This is a genomic window from Sabulicella rubraurantiaca, from assembly GCF_017355885.1.
Classification (GTDB): Bacteria; Pseudomonadota; Alphaproteobacteria; order Acetobacterales; family Acetobacteraceae; genus Roseococcus; species Roseococcus rubraurantiacus.
On record NZ_JAFEUU010000001.1, the window covers coordinates 781184 to 798328 of the forward strand.

Annotated in this window: 13 protein-coding genes; 6 read left to right on the plus strand and 7 right to left on the minus strand. The window is 64.9% G+C overall.

Annotated elements, in window-relative coordinates; genetic code table 11:
- Positions 1 to 6 precede the first annotated feature (6 nt).
- Positions 7 to 1941, plus strand: coding sequence for a site-specific integrase (locus JTJ31_RS03805; protein WP_207537234.1), 1935 nt, complete (start codon positions 7 to 9; stop codon positions 1939 to 1941).
- 196 nt (positions 1942 to 2137) lie between these two features.
- On the opposite strand, the gene JTJ31_RS03810 is transcribed toward JTJ31_RS03805, so the two are convergent.
- Genes JTJ31_RS03810 through JTJ31_RS03825 form a run of 4 tightly spaced genes read right to left on the minus strand, consistent with a single transcriptional unit; the run spans position 2138 to position 8736 of the window.
- Entirely contained in the window at positions 2138 to 5278 is a 3141-nt protein-coding gene (locus JTJ31_RS03810) for a type I restriction endonuclease subunit R (protein ID WP_207537235.1), read from the minus strand.
- Positions 5275 to 5967, minus strand: a complete 693-nt coding sequence (locus tag JTJ31_RS03815; RefSeq protein WP_207537236.1) for a hypothetical protein — start codon at positions 5965 to 5967, stop codon at positions 5275 to 5277. Before JTJ31_RS03815 ends, JTJ31_RS03810 begins: the two co-directional genes overlap by 4 nt.
- A 2-nt stretch (positions 5968 to 5969) precedes the next feature.
- Positions 5970 to 7220: a restriction endonuclease subunit S gene (locus JTJ31_RS03820; protein ID WP_207537237.1), complete on the minus strand. Its 1251-nt coding sequence runs from the start codon at positions 7218 to 7220 to the stop codon at positions 5970 to 5972.
- Positions 7210 to 8736: a type I restriction-modification system subunit M gene (locus JTJ31_RS03825; RefSeq protein WP_236019796.1), complete on the minus strand. Its 1527-nt coding sequence runs from the start codon at positions 8734 to 8736 to the stop codon at positions 7210 to 7212. Before JTJ31_RS03825 ends, JTJ31_RS03820 begins: the two co-directional genes overlap by 11 nt.
- A gap of 1025 nt (positions 8737 to 9761) precedes the next feature.
- On the opposite strand from JTJ31_RS03825, the gene JTJ31_RS03830 reads away from it, so the two are divergent.
- The 3 genes from JTJ31_RS03830 (at position 9762) to JTJ31_RS03840 (ending at position 11302) form a co-directional block, all read left to right on the plus strand.
- On the plus strand, positions 9762 to 10736 hold the full coding sequence (locus tag JTJ31_RS03830; RefSeq protein WP_207537238.1) for a hypothetical protein: 975 nt from the start codon (positions 9762 to 9764) through the stop codon (positions 10734 to 10736).
- Between the two features lie 69 nt (positions 10737 to 10805).
- Positions 10806 to 11003, plus strand: coding sequence for a hypothetical protein (locus JTJ31_RS03835; RefSeq protein WP_207537239.1), 198 nt, complete (start codon positions 10806 to 10808; stop codon positions 11001 to 11003).
- The gene (locus JTJ31_RS03840) at positions 11000 to 11302 is read left to right on the plus strand and encodes a hypothetical protein (protein WP_207537240.1); all 303 of its coding nucleotides are present in this window, start codon (positions 11000 to 11002) and stop codon (positions 11300 to 11302) included. Before JTJ31_RS03835 ends, JTJ31_RS03840 begins: the two co-directional genes overlap by 4 nt.
- A gap of 748 nt (positions 11303 to 12050) precedes the next feature.
- Here the strand turns inward: JTJ31_RS03840 and JTJ31_RS03845 are convergent.
- The 3 genes from JTJ31_RS03845 to JTJ31_RS03855 all read right to left on the minus strand — a co-directional run bounded on the left by JTJ31_RS03845 (position 12051) and on the right by JTJ31_RS03855 (position 14280).
- Positions 12051 to 12635 carry a hypothetical protein gene (locus JTJ31_RS03845; protein ID WP_207537241.1) on the minus strand — a complete coding sequence of 195 codons (585 nt, stop codon included), beginning with the start codon at positions 12633 to 12635 and terminating at the stop codon, positions 12051 to 12053.
- 158 nt (positions 12636 to 12793) lie between these two features.
- Positions 12794 to 13729: a DNA-primase RepB domain-containing protein gene (locus tag JTJ31_RS03850; protein WP_207537242.1), complete on the minus strand. Its 936-nt coding sequence runs from the start codon at positions 13727 to 13729 to the stop codon at positions 12794 to 12796.
- A complete protein-coding gene (locus JTJ31_RS03855; RefSeq protein WP_207537243.1) occupies positions 13726 to 14280 on the minus strand; it encodes a hypothetical protein in 555 nt (184 codons plus the stop codon). The genes JTJ31_RS03850 and JTJ31_RS03855 overlap by 4 nt, the downstream gene beginning before the upstream one ends.
- A 330-nt stretch (positions 14281 to 14610) precedes the next feature.
- On the opposite strand from JTJ31_RS03855, the gene JTJ31_RS25300 reads away from it, so the two are divergent.
- A complete protein-coding gene (locus tag JTJ31_RS25300) occupies positions 14611 to 15120 on the plus strand; it encodes a hypothetical protein (RefSeq protein ID WP_207537244.1) in 510 nt (169 codons plus the stop codon).
- An 833-nt stretch (positions 15121 to 15953) separates the two neighbouring features.
- On the plus strand, positions 15954 to 17024 hold the full coding sequence (locus JTJ31_RS03865) for a hypothetical protein (RefSeq protein WP_207537245.1): 1071 nt from the start codon (positions 15954 to 15956) through the stop codon (positions 17022 to 17024).
- The last annotated feature ends 121 nt before the right edge of the window (positions 17025 to 17145 follow it).

Consider the following 17145-nt stretch of genomic DNA (forward strand, 5'->3'; position numbering starts at 1 on the left):
GAAGCCATGTCACGCGCCCGCCTCGACCCAGCCAAGCTCAGCGCCACCTTGGCGGAGTTCCGCGACCACCTTCTGCAGCGCTTCCTCGTCGAGCGGGCGCAGCAGGGCCGGGGGCGCCCTGCCCTCCGGTCTGTCCAGGGCCCAAGCCTTCCACCCGCGCTGGCTGCCCGGCTGAACTTTGCCCTTGAGGGGCGCGAGCCAGGCTTTACGCTGGACCCCGGCATCAGCGCTGAGCTCCTGGCGCTTGCCGCGCAGATGCCTGATCCGGAACCGGTCTTCTTGCCTCCTCGGAAGGTCCGTGTGCAGACCGCCTTCGGCCAGGCGGGCGCCCTGGCCGCAGCCGCAAGGGACCGCGACTCCGGGCCGGTCGGCGAGGCCCTGGACGATTTCCTGTCAGAGAAAGGTATCACGCTCAGCGAGGACGAACGGCTGCTCGCGGGCGAGGCGGCTCTCCGCGCCGCGGGCGAAGCGTGGCTCGGGGTGGCGGCGCACGAGGAGCAGATCGGCCGGGGCTGGGCCGCGCCAGGCGCGGCCGGCACGCCGGTCGATCTCGCCGGGTCCGCAAATGGCGCCAGCGGAAGCGGAGCACTCCTGCCGGCACAGCCGGCAGCGCCGCACGCTCTGCCCGAGCCCAGATCGGGAGCACGGGAGGCTCACACCACGGCCACGGCAACGGCGGGTGGCGCCTCTAACGACCCCGTCTTCGTGCACGAATTGGTCGCGCGCTGGGGGGAGTCGCGGACCTCCGCAGCCCCGGACGCCGCCGAGGACGACGAGGTCCGCGTGTCGACCGCAAGCGGCCGGGCCTGCGTCGCGCGCTTGTTCCTCGAACTCATGGGGCCCGTCGTGGCGAATGAGTTCACCGAGCAGAGCGCCCGCGAGTTCAAGCGGCGGCTGCAGCGCGTCCCGACCATGCACGGGAGGGGGAAGGAATTCAGGCACCTTTCGGTCAACGAAGCCATCGCGAAGGCCGATGCGCTGGATGCGTCTCGGTCTCCGGAAGAGAGGACGCCCCGCCTGTCACGCGCTACGATCAACAGCCACCTCTCGGCGATGACCCCCGCCCTGGATGGCCATGCGCCGAGAAACTTGAAGGGCGAGCTGCCGACTCTCGCAGTACGGTTCAGCAAGAAGCAGGTCGAGGCGCAGCAGACCTTTGTCCGCAAGCAGTACGACGACCGTGAGCTGCGCGCCTTCTTCTCCGGCTCGATCTACACGGGGCACGATGGCAGCGCGAACCGGACCGCTCCCGGCCCTTATGTGACACGTGACCTGATGTACTGGGTCCCGCTTCTCGCGCTGTTCCAAGGGCTGTGCCTCGAGGAGGCGCTCCAGCTTTGCACGAAGCACGTGCGCACCGTCGACGGCGTCGCACAAATAGAGATCGGTGACGGGATGGTCCTGAAGACGTTCACCCGGCCTCGCACCCTTCCTGTTCATCCGGCTCTGATCGAACTGGGCTTCGTGGACTGGGTGGATTCGGTGCGCGAAGCCGGAGGCACTCGCCTGTTCCCCGAGGCGGTTCAGGCCGGCCCTGACAAGCGCTATGGGCACAAGGAGACGCAGCGTTTCACAACTTACCGCCGGGCGGTTGGGATCACGCGCAAAGGCGTGGACTTCCATGCTCTGCGCACCACCTTCTCCGCTAGCCTGAAGAACTCCAGGCAGAACCAAGTCGTCATCGGCGACATGATGGGTCACGCCCGGTCGGGCGTGACGGCCAAGCATTACGGCGGAGAAACGCCGATGCCTGTCATGGTGGAAGCGCTTGAGGCCCTCACTTTCAAGGCAGTGGACCTCGCCCGCCTCAAGAAGTGTGCTGAGCAGGCAGAGCAACGCAACGGAGAGGTTGCTGGCCGGCTGGAGTCTCTGACAAGCGATCGCCGACTTGGAAGACGGTCTAATGGCAGAAAACGTCAGGCTCCCCATCCGAGGGCATGAAAAGGGAGTCGCGGACGGCGGGTGTTGAGAGAAGATCGGACCTGGTTGCCTTGCGAGCCAGGGTTGCAAGACGCCTCTCGCAACGTGGGGCTCGCTGCAGGTTCAAATCGCGGACAGGGTTCGGCTTATCGCGAATTTGCCTTCGCATGAACTCCTAGACATAGCTGGCAGCCCAACCCCACTCCGGCCTAGGCCTTTAGTACCAACTGCGGGCCAGCGTCTCAGCCTGCTGAATGACGAGGTCTACTGCGGCCTTTTGCAGATCGGGTGGGTATCCGTACCGAGCCAGCAGCTTCCGGACCTCAATACGCATCTTCGCCCGAACGCTCTCCTTTCGCGTCCAGTCAAGCTTGGCCGATCCGCGGATCGTGCGCGTGAGCATCTGGGCCAACACGCGAAGCTGCTCGTGCTCCATGAGCGCTTTGGCCGATCCATTCTCGGCAAGGGCGTCGTAAAATGCGAGCTCTTCCGCATTAAGTCCGAACTCCGCTCCTCTAGCGTTCGCCGCTCTGATGTCTTTGGCGAGAGCGACCAGCTCCTCGATTACCTGCACACTGTCCACAGCGCGGTTGTGGTAGCGCCGAAGTGTCTCGCCGAGGCGATCGCTCAATTTGCGTGCTTGCACGAGGTTGGTCGACGCCCGCACCTTGATCTCGCCTGCGAGGAGTCGCCGAAGCGTTTCGACCGCAAGGTTCCTCTCCTTGGCTCGCCCCACTTCATTAAGAAACTCCTCGGACAGGACCGAAAGATCCGGTCGGTCAAGGCCCGCCGCACCGAACACATCGAGGATGCCATCTGCCATGACCGCGCGAGAGATTAGTTGGCGGATGTCCCTCTCCACAGCCGCCCGGCCGCGGCCGCTGCCCGTCGTGTACTTCACCAAGTTCGCCCTTAGCGCCGCAACGAAGGCGATCTCGTCGCGCCGGGTGGCCACTCGTTCGTCACCAGCACTGAGGGCGAAGGCGGTCTCTAGTTCTGTCGCACTCGTGATAAACGAATCTCTGTGACCATTCTTCAGCAGGTGCTCAAGGCATTGCTTGAGGATAGTGAGGCGCGTCATCGGGTCGGCGCCGAAGAAGCTTCGCCACAGCGCGCCTTCCAACAGCGATAGCGCACTCTCCAGTCGCGTCAGGGTCTGACGGACCGCTTCATCCGTATCCAACTTCACCTGCGCACGGTCGCGCGCACTGTACTCCGCCAGCGCAGCCCGCAGCTCGGCCCCGATGCCGAGGTAATCCACAATCAGGCCGCCCGGCTTGTCGCCCCAAACGCGATTCACTCGCGCGATGGCCTGCATCAGCCCGTGCCCTCGCATGGGCTTGTCAATGTAGAGGGTGTGGAGCGACGGAGCGTCAAAGCCAGTTAGCCACATATCCCTGACAATGACGAGGTCGAACCCCGAGCCCGGGCGCTTGAAGTTCTCCGCGAGATACTCGAGCCGCCTTTTGCTGCGAAGATGCGGCTGGAGTGGCTCGGGGTCTGCGCTACCGTTGCCGGTGATCACCACCTTCATCATCCCAGAGTTGTCGTCTGCGGGATCGACGGCCACCCAGTCCGGCCGAAGCGCAGCGATCCGGTCGTACAGCTCCACCGCGACGCGCCGGCTAATAGTGACGATCATCCCCTTACCGCCGGCCAGCGCCTCACGGCGTCGCTCGAAATGCTCAACGATATCTGCTGCGATCGCCGTCAATCGTTCCGGTGCACCGACCACCTCCTCGAATCGGGCGAGTTTGCCTTTGCTGCGCTCGACGGCGGCGTCGTCGCCTTCCGTCAACTCTTCAGCTAGCGCGTCGAGCTCAGCGCGGTCGTCGTCCGACAGATTGAGCCGGAGCCGTGCCAAGCGAGCCGTGTAATGGATTGGGACCGTTGCACGGTCGGCGACAGACTGTGCCATGTCGTAGGTGTCCACGACGTCGCCGAACACCGCCTCTGTATTACGGTCCCGCAGCGCGATAGGCGTGCCGGTGAAGCCGACGTAAGTGGCGTTTGGCAGTGCCTGTCGTAGCAGCTCGGCGAAGCCGACCCGCTCGCGCACCTCGCCTTTACCCGCGACGAAGCGCTTCCGGAACCCGTAATGTGTGCGGTGCGCCTCGTCGGCGATGACAATGACGTTCTCCCGCTGGGTCAGCATCGGGTGCGCGCCATCCTCGTCACGGAACTTCTGAATGGAAGTGAAAACCAAACCTCCGATGTCCACGTTAAGGAGGGCCCGCATCTCAGCGGCGGTCTCTGCTTGCCGCGGGGTACCTCGCAAGGCCGACATGTGGGCCGTGAACGTGCCGAACAGCTGGTCGTCGAGATCGTTCCGGTCGGTGAGTAGCACGATGGTCGGGTTACGCAGCGCCTTTGCGAGCTGGAGCTGGCGCACGAAGAACAGCATCGTGAGCGACTTGCCAGATCCCTGAGTGTGCCACACTACGCCACCCTTTCGCCCGCCGCCCGTCGCGGCACTCACGGTCGAGGTGAGCGCCCTCCTCACCGCGTGGAACTGATGATACCCAGCGAGCTTTTTGGAGCGGACGACGCCGTCCTCCACCTCGAAGGCGACGTAGTCCACGACAAGGTCGAGGAATCGATCCGGATCAAACACGCCGCGGATCAATACCTCCAGTTCCGGTCTTCCCTCGTCGTCCAGCGCCGCGCCATCGATGGTGCGCCACGGTGCGAAGCGGTCGAGGCCCGCAGTGAGCGAGCCGATACGCGCCTGAATGCCGTCGCTGATGATGAGTACTTGGTTGGTGCGCAGCAGTTCCGGCGCTTTCGCCATGTAGTTTCGTAACTGCGTGTACGCACGCTCTAATGTCGCAGCGGCATCGACGGGGCTCTTCAGCTCCAGCACGGCCAGCGGGAGCCCATTAACGAAGGCGACAATATCGGCGCGTACGGAGCCACGGTCGCCTTGAACGATGAACTGATTCGCTGCAAGCAAGCGGTTCGCAGAAGGGTTGGCGCGGTCTAGCAGCCGTAGAGCGATGGTTCGAGCCTCGCCACCCTGGTGCACCTCAACAGGCACGCCGGACGCGAGAAAAGGGTGGAAGACGCGATTGTTCTCTAAGAGGTCTTGGCTTGGCGTGGCCAGCATGGTGCGGACTGCCGCATCGACCATCGCCGGCGTGGCGTCCGGATTTAGCGTTGCAAGCGCGCTGCGCAGCTCTGGCTCAAGTATGGCTTGGCGGTAGTCACCACGTGCACCCATAGCGCCATCGGGTGACAGCTGATCTCCGGTCACCGTGCGCCAACCAGCCAACTCGAACCAAGAGAGGGCAGCCAGCTCAACGGCCGCCTCCCGCAGCGAGTCCTGACTCGTGCGCGTGGCCTGAGGCGCGTCACTCACGCCGCAACACCTGCTTCAGTCGTCGCGGTAGCCTGCTCTGCCTCCCATTCCTGCCGCGCAGCATCGTACTGTGTGCGGTCTAATAGATAGAGGACCTTGCTCGGTAGGAAGATAGCTCCAGCAATCTCGACCTCTTCATATTCGTCGTCGAGCGCCGCGTTAAAGGAAGCGAAGTCCTCATACCTGTCAGCCTCGGGCGAAACGGCCTGCGTGGGGGCGCGACGCCATGCGACTTCGAAGAGAAAGCTGACAAGAGTGTCGCAAAGCCCTCCTAGCATAAGCGCGTGCTGCCGCTCCAGTGTACCCCAATCGAGCGAACCGCCATGTCGCATGTTAGGGATGTTACTGAGTTTGGCGAGTGCAACGGCAGTGTCGTCAATACCTTGGGCGAGTGCTGCCAACTGCTTTCCAATCTCCTCCGCCTGCGGATGGCCTTCGATTGAAAAGTCGAGCGCGGCGATCACCCCGCGCATGCGATCCGGAAAGCCAGACTTCTTTGCGAAGGATACACCGAGAAGGGGTGCGACGGTCTCGTGTGCCGCTTCGAAGAGCGTCCGCACGTTTTGAAGGCAGAAGGCGGGCTGGCTCTCAATGCTAATTTCTAGCGCCTCAATATGTCGTAGCAGCGGTGCGGCGCGGTCGGGGTGTGCCTCGATCAACGTGCGGAGGAGCTGGAGAGTGTAAGGCATGATCAGGCGGCCGCGACTGTGCGTTCAGCGTCGGCGATGCTGAGCGCGCCTGAAATGAGTTTAGGAAGCAGAGCATCTCGGAGGTCGGCTAGGGTGGCGCTCTCGCGTCCCAGCAACAAACGACGTGCAAGCACTGGCTCGGCAACCGCAGCAAAGGCAGCAAGTATAGACGCAGGCGGTATTGGCCATTCGGTCCTGAGAAGAGAAGCCGGTTGAACGCGCTGATGGCTCTTCGATGTGCCCGTTACCATCCCCATCGCCTTTTTGCGGAACGGATCGGAGGCAAGCAGACCTTCCAAAAAGGAGAGCGGGACCGCCGCATTAGAAGGCCGGAGCGCCAAAAACTCCGTTGACCCCATCATCGGGCGGACGGCTTGGTCCTGAACCACCCAAACACGCGGTGTTTCGGGGTTCAGCTTTGAAAACAATACAAGGGGAGCGCTTAGGCTCAACTTAAGGCTCTTGATACAGTTGGAAGGCTCAATCGATGGGCGCTGGCCGGCATCAAATGCAGGTAAGCTGAAATGCTCGACAAGCGTCTCCCCCAATATCGCTGGGTCGACGGTAGCTCGGTCTTGAACGACGATCTGGCTGAGCTGCTGCAGTTCCCAACCCTCTGGTAAACCGTCTTGCCCGAATCGCTCGGGGAAGAGCGCGGCGAGAACAACAGAAAGACCAGTAGAGCAGCCTTTAGCTTTAGCGCAGACGGGGTCGAAGTCCACAAACCAGCTCTTGAAGAGCGTTCCAGCCAACACCCTCAGCGTCTCCGCCATACGACGATTGAACTCTATCTTGTCATCAAGCGCCCTAAGAAGCTCCACGATCGCGTACCGCGTTTTTGGTTCGGGAAAGGGCACCAAAACGCGATTCAAGGATGCTTGAGTCAATTTATCCTGAACCGACCCAGAAATGAAAGGCCTTATGGGAACTTGCCCCAGGGCATAATACAGGAAGATTGTATCGCGCTTATCCGCAGCCCGAAGGACATGAGTATGGTTATTTGCCCAAAATTTCCCTCCGACAAGCTGCCGAAATACTGTACCATCGTCCCTCTCTACAGATCCGTCCTCAGCCACCAACAGGAATGTGCCATCGAATAATTCCGTTTCAATGTAATCCAATATGCCGGTCGGACCATAATAGGGAATGTTTCCGGGCCTCTTCTCGCGCTCTGACCGAGATAGCGGAACACGCCGCGCATCGAAGTTTTCCACCAGCGAACCAAGTGGCTTGAGCATGGCCTCACCATCCATAGCCGACTCCCGCTAGCTCTCGCCTGATGCGCTCCTCCAGCTGGGCCCCTTCGGTCAGTTGCTCCCGCAGTTCTGACGTCAGCCGTCCTATCCGCTGCTCGAATGGTTCACCCTCGGCTTCAGCTTCGGCCGCACCGACGTACCGTCCGGGCGTCAGCACAAAGTGCTGTGCTGCAATCCCGGCTGTCGTGACCGATTTTGCAAAGCCTGGTACGTCCGTGTAATGGCCGCCCATTTCTCGCCAGGCGTGGTACGTGCCAGCAATTCGCGCAACATCCTTGTCGGTCAGAACCTTCAGTGTGCGGCTCTCCATCGTCCCAAGTCCGCGGGCGTCGATAAAGAGGGTCTCGTGCTGTCGATCGCGCAGTTTTTTATCGCGAACCAGTCCGTTAGACTTGTCGCGCGTGAGGAACCAAAGACAGACGGGAATTTGCGTTGTGAAGAATAGCTGCCCGGGCAGACTGACGATACAGTCTACTAAATCTGCTTCAACGATTGCGCGACGGATCTCACCTTCGCCAGACTGCTGGCTAGACAGCGCGCCGTTGGCCAATACGAAGCCGGCATAGCCGTGCGGCGCTAGGTGGTGGATGAAGTGCTGCACCCATGCGAAGTTGGCGTTTCCGACAGGTGGGACACCGTACTGCCAGCGGTCGCCAGAGCGCAGCCGCTCGCCTCCCCAGTCGCTATCGTTAAATGGCGGATTGGCAAGCACGAAGTCTGCCTTCAGGCCGGGGTGTAAATCCTCGTGAAATGTGTCGGCCCACTTCGGCCCGAGGTTCGCCTCAATGCCACGGATGGCGAGGTTCATCTTCGCGAGGCGCCAAGTGGTCGGGTTGGACTCCTGACCGAAAACCGAGACATCGTCACGACCCCCGCCATGCGCCGCGACGAACTGCTCCGACTGCACGAACATCCCCCCCGAACCGCAACAGGGGTCGTACACGCGGCCCTTGAAGGGCTGCAGCATCTCGACTAGTAGCCGCACAACGGAGCCTGCGGTGTAGAACTGCCCACCACGCTTGCCCTCTGCGATCGCGAACTGGCCAAGGAAGTATTCGTAGACTCGCCCAAGCACGTCTTGGCCATGATGAGCGTCGCGGAAGGTAAGATCGGTGAATAGCTTGATCACCTCGCCGAGCTTCGTCTGATCGAGCTCAGGCCTTGCGTAGTTCTTTGTCAGAACGCCCCTGAGACTTGGATTCTCAGTTTCCAAGGCGAGCATAGCGCCATCGATCAGCGCACCGATTGTTGGTTCGGCGCTGGTAGCATTAGCCTTGAGGAAGTCCCAGCGCGCCTTCTCCGGGACCCAAAAAACGTTTTCGGCGGTGTAGGCATCGCGCTCCTCCGCCAACTCCTGCCTCAGGTCGTCCGGCGAGTCAGGATCAGTAAGAATCTCGGCGCGCCGCTCCTCGAAGCGGTCTGATATGTATTTGAGGAAGATAAGGCCGAGCGCGACGTGTTTGTACTCGGCGGCATCCATATTGCCCCGAAGCTTGTCCGCTGCCGCCCACAAGGTGGCCTCAAAATTTGAGCTCCTCGTTGTTGACCCCCTACCATCCGCTTTCGGCTTACGCCCCCTCGCCACGCGCTATCTCCCGCCTTGCTTGTTCAAACGTCGCGCCACCGCGCGGTGCTATCTGCCGTGTCTCAAAAACTGTTCGGCCGCTTTGAGCAACGGCGCATCAAAGTGCACAGAATGAGGCCGCTTCGCAACGTTGCGGCCCATGATCTCGACTTCCGGACCATTCTTACTGTCGAGCAAAACCCAGGCCAGTGTCGGTCCTTGCACGGACCACAGGTCACACTCGCGAAAAGGCCGGCGCAGCTTTCTACATTTCTCGCCGCATGACAGGCGGCGGCGTCTTCTGGCGTGATCGGAGCGTCCGCGCCTTCCGGGGCGGGGACGCCCGGCGTGGTCGGTGTGATACGGCAGCGCGTCGGTGCAGCCCGGTGCTGTGGGGCTGGTGGCATGAACCGGAAGGGCACCGCTGACGCTTGATGCCCATGGCCACCCGGGGGTGAGACGTCGCCCTCGAGAAGACGCAAGCGTGCTGGACGTCCTCCTCCTTGGGGCGTCCGGGCCCGGGCGAGGGGCCGGCTCCGCCGGAACATCTTGCAGGGCGGGCGGGCCACCCGGCGCTTTGCGCGGGGCTGGTCCCGCTTTGCCCATGCTCCAGGCCTCACCACCGGATCATCGACGGGGAATGAGAGAAGACCTTGGCTCTCAGCTCCCCCCGAAATCGCAGAAGCGATCCCTGAACCAAACACAAACCCCACGCCCCAACCGGCCGGCCGGGCGGCAGCAGCCACCTCAAGATTCGAGACTCCCTGGAAGGCATCGCGCTGCCCCGTCCCGAGCTCTTCGCTCTCAGCCAGCCCGCAGATCTCCTCTCCGATCCGGGAGACTACCAACCGGCCCGGAATCGCCCGCCGAGATCTCGACCAGGTCCACTCCGCTCTGCTCAAACACTCGGACCAGCCCCGATTCGCCGGACGCTGCATGACGCCCCCACCATGCATCGGCAAAGAGATCCATCCATGAAACACCTCCCCTCCCGACCTTCTTCGGCGGAGCCATCCGTCGCCGACCAGCCCAACGTTGCGCAGGCTGCGGCTGCCCTCTCGGACCGCGCCCGGCAGATCATTTCTCGCTCCCCCGAGGAGATCACCGCCCTCCGCTTGGCCCGCCTCCAGGCCACCGGCGAGGCCGACAGGGCTCCCGCTGATTGGGCGTCGCCGGTCGTCATGACAGAGGCCGAAATCACCGAGTGGCTCCACGCATCTGCACGCGTGCGCCGGGAAATCCTTCGACCCGATAGCGCAGATCTGCCGACCCCGAGTTTCTTGCGAGAGGCGCTCTCCGCCCGCCAGCAACAGGCCTTCGACCTTTGGGCGGACACCATTGGGACCACCGACGGGGTCTCGAGCTTCGTCATGCTGATGGACAATCTACGGCGCCACGCCGAGGGCGCGAGCGAGATGCATGTGGGCCGGCAGCATGAGCGGTCTTTGCGGCGGCTAGAGCAACAGCTGCGAGCCGTGCGCGACACCCTTGAACAGCTCCATCCTGGGGTGCGCACCGACCTGTTCAAAGACGTCATCGGCTCGGGGACTCCTGTCGTCACCAACCGCCTCCGGGCTCTGCGGCACGAGCAGGACCTCCTGTCACGCGTGCGCCAACTGGAGGCCGCTGCATCGCGCCAAGCTGATGCGGTCGAGGAGCTCCCGCCGAACCGCCCCAAGACCTGGGATCCGTTGGTCTACTCGCTCGAGTGGTTGCACGCGCTGTGGCTCCAGCATGCAGGCCGTCCGGCCACGACCAGCATGAACGCGGATCAGTTCGGGGGTTTCTGCGCGCGGGCGTGGGAGATCCTGATGGCTTCGGGCACGCCCTACGCCGAGATCAAGCCAAGCTCGATCCGCGGTGCCGTGGTGCGCTTCTTGCGGACCAAGAACGGCAAGCGGGCAGACCGGGGGCGTCCGCCCAAGCAGGGGGCGCACACCGCCGTCTGACCAAGGGGGCTTTCTGCATTAACGCCTTGTGGAGGCGGTGGGGGTGGGTCTGTATCTGAACAGACCAGCATGTCTGGTCATTCCCTTCCCCCGCTGCCGCAAACCCTCGCCGAGCTCACGCCGGCGCGGATGGCCGAACTCGCGCCGGTTCTGAAGCAGCGCCGCCTCATCGCCCTCGTTCGCGCCCTGGCGCGCCAAGCGGCCGCAGAGGCATGGATCGAGGCGTGGCCCCAGCCGGTGCGCCGGCGGCCCCCTTTCCCCTCGTGAGCGACGACGACCCACTGCTCGAGGCCGATGACGCGGACGGCGAGGATCCCGCCTCCCGCCTGCCCGACGCGCTCGCCCTGCTCCCCGCTGCGGTCGTGGCGGCGCTGTTCGGTCGCACCCTTGGCACGCTCTCGAACTGGGACCGGGCGGGCGTCACGCATCCCGTCCTGATCCGCGGCCGCCGCTTCTACCGCCGCTCCGACATCGAGGCCCTGGCTGCCCACGGCACGGGTGGTCGTGGCGCCCGGGCGGGCAGTCCCATCAAGTATTTATGCCATAATCGTGACAATGGAACCTAAGTAAAGAAGGGGTAGACCTGCGTCGTGCCGCGGCGAGGCAGCCGCGCCAATAGGACACACACCGCACTCATCGCCTCAGGCGGTGCGCCCCAAGGACAGAAGACGGAGGTGCAACGAGGGGCATGGCCGGGAGGGTGGCGATACGGCCCGCCCGCCGCGCCTGCGTGACAAGCCGCACCAAAGTCTGAGATTCAGACTTCGGCCTCAGAGCAGCCAGGTGGCCTCGCCGCCCATACCCCATGCGCCCACCGGCATAGGCCCGGTCGTCGCGCGTCGTGGCGTCCTTGAGCATCACGTGGGCCATAGAGGCCGCGTCCCCGCCGCGCCTGACGGCAGGCGTCACTTGGCGCAATGTCACGCATGCCGTCCTGGGGCCGGCCCCGCGCACCGTTGCACACCGCAGCGCCTCCGGTCCGGCGCGTCCCAGTTCTCTGGCAAGGTCGCACAGCATGCCGCCAGCACCGAACGTGGCGCATCGGCGCGGGCGAAGTACTCCACAGCAAGGTGGGACGCGGCGACGGTGACGCCGGGGACCGGCCCAGGATCTGCTACAGGACGCGACGAGATGGCGGATCGCTGACGCGGATGAGGCATTGAGTTTCCTTCCGGTATCCCACGCCCCTTCCCTCCCACCGAATGAGGGAACACGAGCGGCCCGGGGGTGGCACATCTGCACGCCCGCGCCGGCGCCGAGGGCCGGCCGTCACCTCCCCCCCTCTCCCCGCCGCTAGGCGACGGCGGCGTGTGATCAGCACTCGCGCCCGGCGGGCGCGTCCTCATCCTGTCGTCCCCGCTGCCCGCCGCGCCGCCGACGCCTCGCAGAGCGGGCCCTGCGTCCGCCCTTGGGCGCCATGGGTTCTTCGGCCCGGGGCTGGACCTCCCCGTAGCGCTGCGACCCCGCCTCGCCTGCTTCCTCCGGCTCGAGCAGGCTGCCCTGACCGCGCAGGGCAAAGGCCACGTAGGCAGCCCAGGCGGGCAGGTCATCACCCAAGAGGCAGGCGCCGCCGTCCCGCACCAGTGACCGGGTGCTCCATGGCGCAAGTCCCGCTGCCGCCAGGCGGATGTGAGTCAGCGCATCGGTATCGACCGTGTGCACGCGGAGAGCATGCAGGGAGCGCAGCCGCGGCATCTCGTCGGGCGCCAGGAGCTCGTACTGGACCGGGCCTATGCCCCAGGTGGCACCGTGCGGCCGCACCACAAAGAGCGCCCCGGGGTCGACTGCATCGAGCCCCCGGGCCTCGCGCCGGAGGTCAGCGGTCCCGGCTTCAAGCCACGCGGCTGAAAACACGACGACCTCGTCACTGTGCGTCGGAAGAAGAATGTTGTTCGTCATTGAAGAAATGCTTTCGTGTGAGTCATGGTCCCTCTGCCCATCTGGCGGGCGAGGTGGGAGCGAAGGATGTGCCCCCGCACAACCCGCAGGGGGCTGGACCGCCTTTGCCCCTGCCAGTGGCAGGGGCATGAGATGAGCATCCGCGCCATATGCGCGCCTTATTCCGGGTCGTCGGAGCCGTCCGGTGTGCACAGTGACCGCAGCGCTGCTCGCACAGTCCGCTGTGAGTAAGCCTCGCGCACGGCTGGCTGCAGCCCCTCGGCGCGCGCGCCAGCCTCTACGACCGCCTCCACGAAGTCCGCAGGGGTGCCCTGGAGGAGCAGCCGCCGTGCGACCGAGAAGTCGAGGCGTGAGCGGTCCAGCGTGGCCCCTCTTGGCAGAGTCAACCGCACTCGGTGCTCCGCCTCCCGATGCTCCTCTGCCGGGCTGCGCCAGTGGATCCGGCCCCACGCCTGTGGCCCGGGCAGCAAGGGCCGCGAAGTGCGCAGCGGCGCGGTGGCGTGGCGAAACGCCTCCTCCACCAGCGCCGTCCCGCCGGGATCAACGCCGCCAGGGGCAGCGCGCAGCCGCGCCCACGGCAAGGACCCATTTTTCCTCTGGTGCAGGGGCTTCCGGTTTGCGAGCCCAGGCAGGCGGCCCAGGTGATGCGCGTCCGCAGCGCCGGGATCTCCGCCGAACCGCGCGGCGAGATGCCGCGCGATGGCCGTCGCCAGAGGCGCGGCGATCTCCTCCTCGCTCACAGTCACCCATGCCTGCAGGCTGTGCGGCGAGGTCTCGACGACCGCGGCGACGTGATGCGCGGCCTGCAAGGCGTCCAGCCGGTCCTCGCAGAGGTCGTCCACGAGCACGTGGCGCGCCTCAGCCGGCCGGCCGTAGGGGTTGCAGCCGCGGGCGTTGCGGTGCCGCAGCCAGTCGCCGGCCTCCTCCAGCTTCTCCTCCGTGAAGCAGCGCCTCTCGGGCCGCGCCGCGGCGTCCTCCCCGGCGGGAATGACGGCGACAAGGAAGGACGGCGACGGCAGCGCACGGCACCACGCTCGCAGGGCGTCGCGCGTGCGCCGAGATCCCATTCCGTCCGTGGCAGGACGACGCATCATGCCACCTCCATCCCAGCGGCGTGCCGGGCCAGCAGGGAAGGAAAGTCCGCAGGCAGGCGCAGCACCTCATGCGCGACGAACAGGCCCAGCCCGCCTGCACGCAGGATTCCGATCGTCGTCTGCGCGAAGCGCTCCCCCGCCTCGCCCGGCGGCTGCGCCACCGTGACGTGCCAGAGCTCGTGGCTGCGCACCAGCACCTCCAGCGCCGCCTCAGCCTGCGCGGCCCAGACGCCGCCAGGCGAGGCGCACACCGTGCCCGGATCCGCCTCCAGCGCGTGCGCGCAGAGGGACGCGTAGGCGCTCGACGTGAGCAGCAGGCGCGTCGCGCCAGGCGCTCCGCCGAGGATGGCGAGGCCGCGCCGGCCGCCTGCGCCGAAGCAGTAGCGGCCGGGGCTGGCCATGGTGAGCACGCCGCATGGAAGGCCAGCGGCATCGCGCTCCTCAAAGCTCAGGACGCGCCGGTCGGCGCGCACAGCCGGAGCAAGGCCCGCGAGGTGACGCGGGCGCAGGCCGTCACGTAACGCGAAGGCCGGCAGTTCGATAAATTTCATAGGTTAGTCTTTCAGGAGGTGGGGTGGATGCCCCACCGCGCGGCGCCCGGCGGGCCCGGGGCGGGGACCGGACACGGCCCTGCCCCGGCGCCAGCGGGCGCCGCGCGGGAGGCCTCCGGGCCTCCCTCCCCCTGGGGGTTCTTCATTCCGCGCGAGAAAATCGGCCTGCCGCACCCAGCGACTCTTGCGGATGCGGCGCGCGCGATTCACATAGAGAACTCTCCTCCCCGGCCGCGTGGCGCAGCGCGGCCTTCCATCGGCCCCGTCTGAGCTCAGACCAATGTCTGAATCTCAGACTTTCCTGACCCGACCCGGGATGGAGATCTTCCCTTGAACCTGCCTCATCTCAGCCGCGCCTCTGGCGCGGCTGCCAGGCCGCCCCTGCGCCTCACCGCACCCGAGCAGGCCACCCTCGATGCGCTCCTGCGCACAGGGCTCGGACCGCTCCGCTGCCACGCCGTGGATCTGCGCGGCACGCCGGACCTCGTGCTCGACACCCACCGCGTGTGTATGTTCGTGCATGGATGCTTCTGGCACCATCACCGTGGCTGCCAGCTGGCGCGCGTGCCCACGACGAACCGCGGCTATTGGGAAGCGAAGTTCCGCCATAATCAGGCGCGAGACGCCACCGTCCTATCGGTCCTGCAGAAGCATGGATGGCGCACGATTGTGGTACGCGAATGCGCAACTCGCCGCATGCAGGCGGCCCGTCTTGGAGCGGAGCTAAGGCGTTTCGTGGAGGGCGGCGCCCAGCATAGTGAGGTCACGGCCTTGCCACCGCCTCCTGCCCCTAGCAGCCCTGTTCCGGCCGGCGGCATACCAGGGTCGCGACAGCCCTGATCTTGGCGTGGCTGCCGGAGCGCCATGCTCCGGCAGCCAAGACGCTGCAATCGCGTCACGACAGAAGCCATGTGGCAAATGGAAAACCGGGCAAAACGAACTTTTGCGGTATCGAGCCGGTGCACAATCTGGAAGCCAACGCCTCCAGCAACGGAGGACCAAGGCGAACGCAAGACCTCCCTGACGCGGGGGCGGTGCATCATGAGTAGATCCGTGGTGGATGGGCGGAAGACAGCCGGAAGATCTGTAGTGGACTTTCGGTGAACTGACTGGCCCCGAACTTGACGGACCATGAGACTGGTCATCAGGCCAGCGCCCATCGCCACGCCCGACCTTGTGAACCAAACGGGCCATGAGATGGCCATGCGAACTGGAGAACCCGCCGCAGCCTGATCGCAGTGCGCGGATCTGGACCCAGCCTCATTCGGCCGTTGCACGTCCGGCACCCAGATGCCGAAGAGGATCATGAGAGCGAGAAGGGGCAAGCGGCGATGAGGCGTGAGGTCCCCGTCTCCGTCATCGCGAGCGCCTCCGCTCGACATCACCCGACAAAGTGACTGCTGCCGCCTTTGCCTGACTAACACCAGCCAGTCACGCGCTAGGAGCTGAAAAGCGAGGCTCGAGAACAAGACCAGACAGAGGCCGAAAGATGTGGCGCGATCTGCAGCGGGCGAATGCTTGGGAGCTTCGAAAAAATCGCGAAACGCCCCAACGAAACCTTGTTCGGGGCGGGGCGGACAGGGCTGATGGAAGTACCCGCGTGGGCAAGTGTTCAGGACACTTAGCCTGCAGCGCGGGACTCGTGGGTTCGAATCGTAGAAGGACCAAATGCCATGGACAACACTCTCTTCAGCTCCGCGCCGGCTCCCGAAAACCTCTCGCCGGGGGACCCCGACGGCCCCTCCGGCACCAAGGAGACGGTGGTCCGGTCCAAGGAGGAGGCTGACGCCTCCGATGGCCCCGGTGAGCAACTAAACGAAATCCAGGACGGCGAGAGAAAGAACATCAAGGCCCGCGAAGACGCCGAGGGGACGGAAGCAAAGCTCAGCGGCAGCAAAGCTCTGGACTCCTCTCAGCGGGGCCGACTGGACCGCGCCCTTCAGGCCCTTGAGGACGTCCGCAAGGAGCTGAACGAATCCTCGGCGCGCTCGAACAAGGCTCTGGCGGAGGTGGCAGCGACCGTCGCAGTGCAGGCTCTGCGGGTTGGCCAGGATCCCGAGATCATGCGCGGCCTCGTCGACACGCTGAACGAGACCAACAAGGCTCTTGACGCGAATGCGCCGGCTGTATCGTTCGGCCAACGCGCGCGGTCCAATCCGACCTTGCTTCTGGCACGGCTCGTCATGCCGGCCGGGCACGACAAGCACCGTCGGACGACCGTCGTCTGCGCCGCGCAACTCGCGGCGTCGCATGTCCTGGCTGAGGCCATGGAAGGAGGCCGAACCCAGGAGCAGCTCGTGCGCTCAAATTCGCTCAGGAAGGAAATAGCGAACTGGATCTGCGTCCGGGGTGGCGTCACCGGGCTTTACAACCGGCACCGGGCCGAGACCCGGGGCAAGCGAAACGGGGGCGTGGTCGATATCCGGCTGCGCGACGAACCCTACCGCGCGCTCGAGTCGAACCTTGAGAAGAAAGCTTGCGCGCTTATCCTGGTGACCCGCGACGCGGACGGAGGGATCCGGCCGCTCGTCGAGGGGCAGGAGAGCATCGATGTCGTGCCGCTCAGGACGAACCAGTCGTTTGAGCAGTGCAAGAAGGAATACGGGGGCGAGATCCGGAAGGAAGCGGGCAGTCAGTTCCTCCGCGGCCCGGCCACCTCCGCGGTCCTGCGCGCGCTGGCGGACGGGAGCCTCAGCCTCTGGATCGCCCCGAAGGTGGAGAATGTGGACGCCGCGAAGAAGTGAACTACCTACCCGGCGTGTTCCCGCCCCACGCCGGGTGATGCTCTTTGAGAACCATGGTGAGAATGCACTGCAGCCCGCTTACCTCTGCAATCGCCTCTCGCACGCATATCAGGCTTGCATT

Excerpts from the sequence above, each read along its gene's own strand:
- JTJ31_RS03805 (WP_207537234.1), top strand. The coding sequence starts at position 7 with ATGTCACGCGCCCGCCTCGACCCAGCCAAGCTCAGCGCCACCTTGGCG.
- JTJ31_RS03815 (WP_207537236.1), bottom strand. The coding sequence starts at position 5,967 with ATGCCTTACACTCTCCAGCTCCTCCGCACGTTGATCGAGGCACACCCC.
- JTJ31_RS03820 (WP_207537237.1), bottom strand. The coding sequence starts at position 7,220 with ATGGATGGTGAGGCCATGCTCAAGCCACTTGGTTCGCTGGTGGAAAAC.
- JTJ31_RS03830 (WP_207537238.1), top strand. The coding sequence starts at position 9,762 with ATGAAACACCTCCCCTCCCGACCTTCTTCGGCGGAGCCATCCGTCGCC.
- JTJ31_RS03835 (WP_207537239.1), top strand. The coding sequence starts at position 10,806 with ATGTCTGGTCATTCCCTTCCCCCGCTGCCGCAAACCCTCGCCGAGCTC.
- JTJ31_RS03845 (WP_207537241.1), bottom strand. The coding sequence starts at position 12,635 with ATGACGAACAACATTCTTCTTCCGACGCACAGTGACGAGGTCGTCGTG.
- JTJ31_RS03850 (WP_207537242.1), bottom strand. The coding sequence starts at position 13,729 with ATGATGCGTCGTCCTGCCACGGACGGAATGGGATCTCGGCGCACGCGC.
- JTJ31_RS03855 (WP_207537243.1), bottom strand. The coding sequence starts at position 14,280 with ATGAAATTTATCGAACTGCCGGCCTTCGCGTTACGTGACGGCCTGCGC.
- JTJ31_RS03865 (WP_207537245.1), top strand. The coding sequence starts at position 15,954 with ATGGACAACACTCTCTTCAGCTCCGCGCCGGCTCCCGAAAACCTCTCG.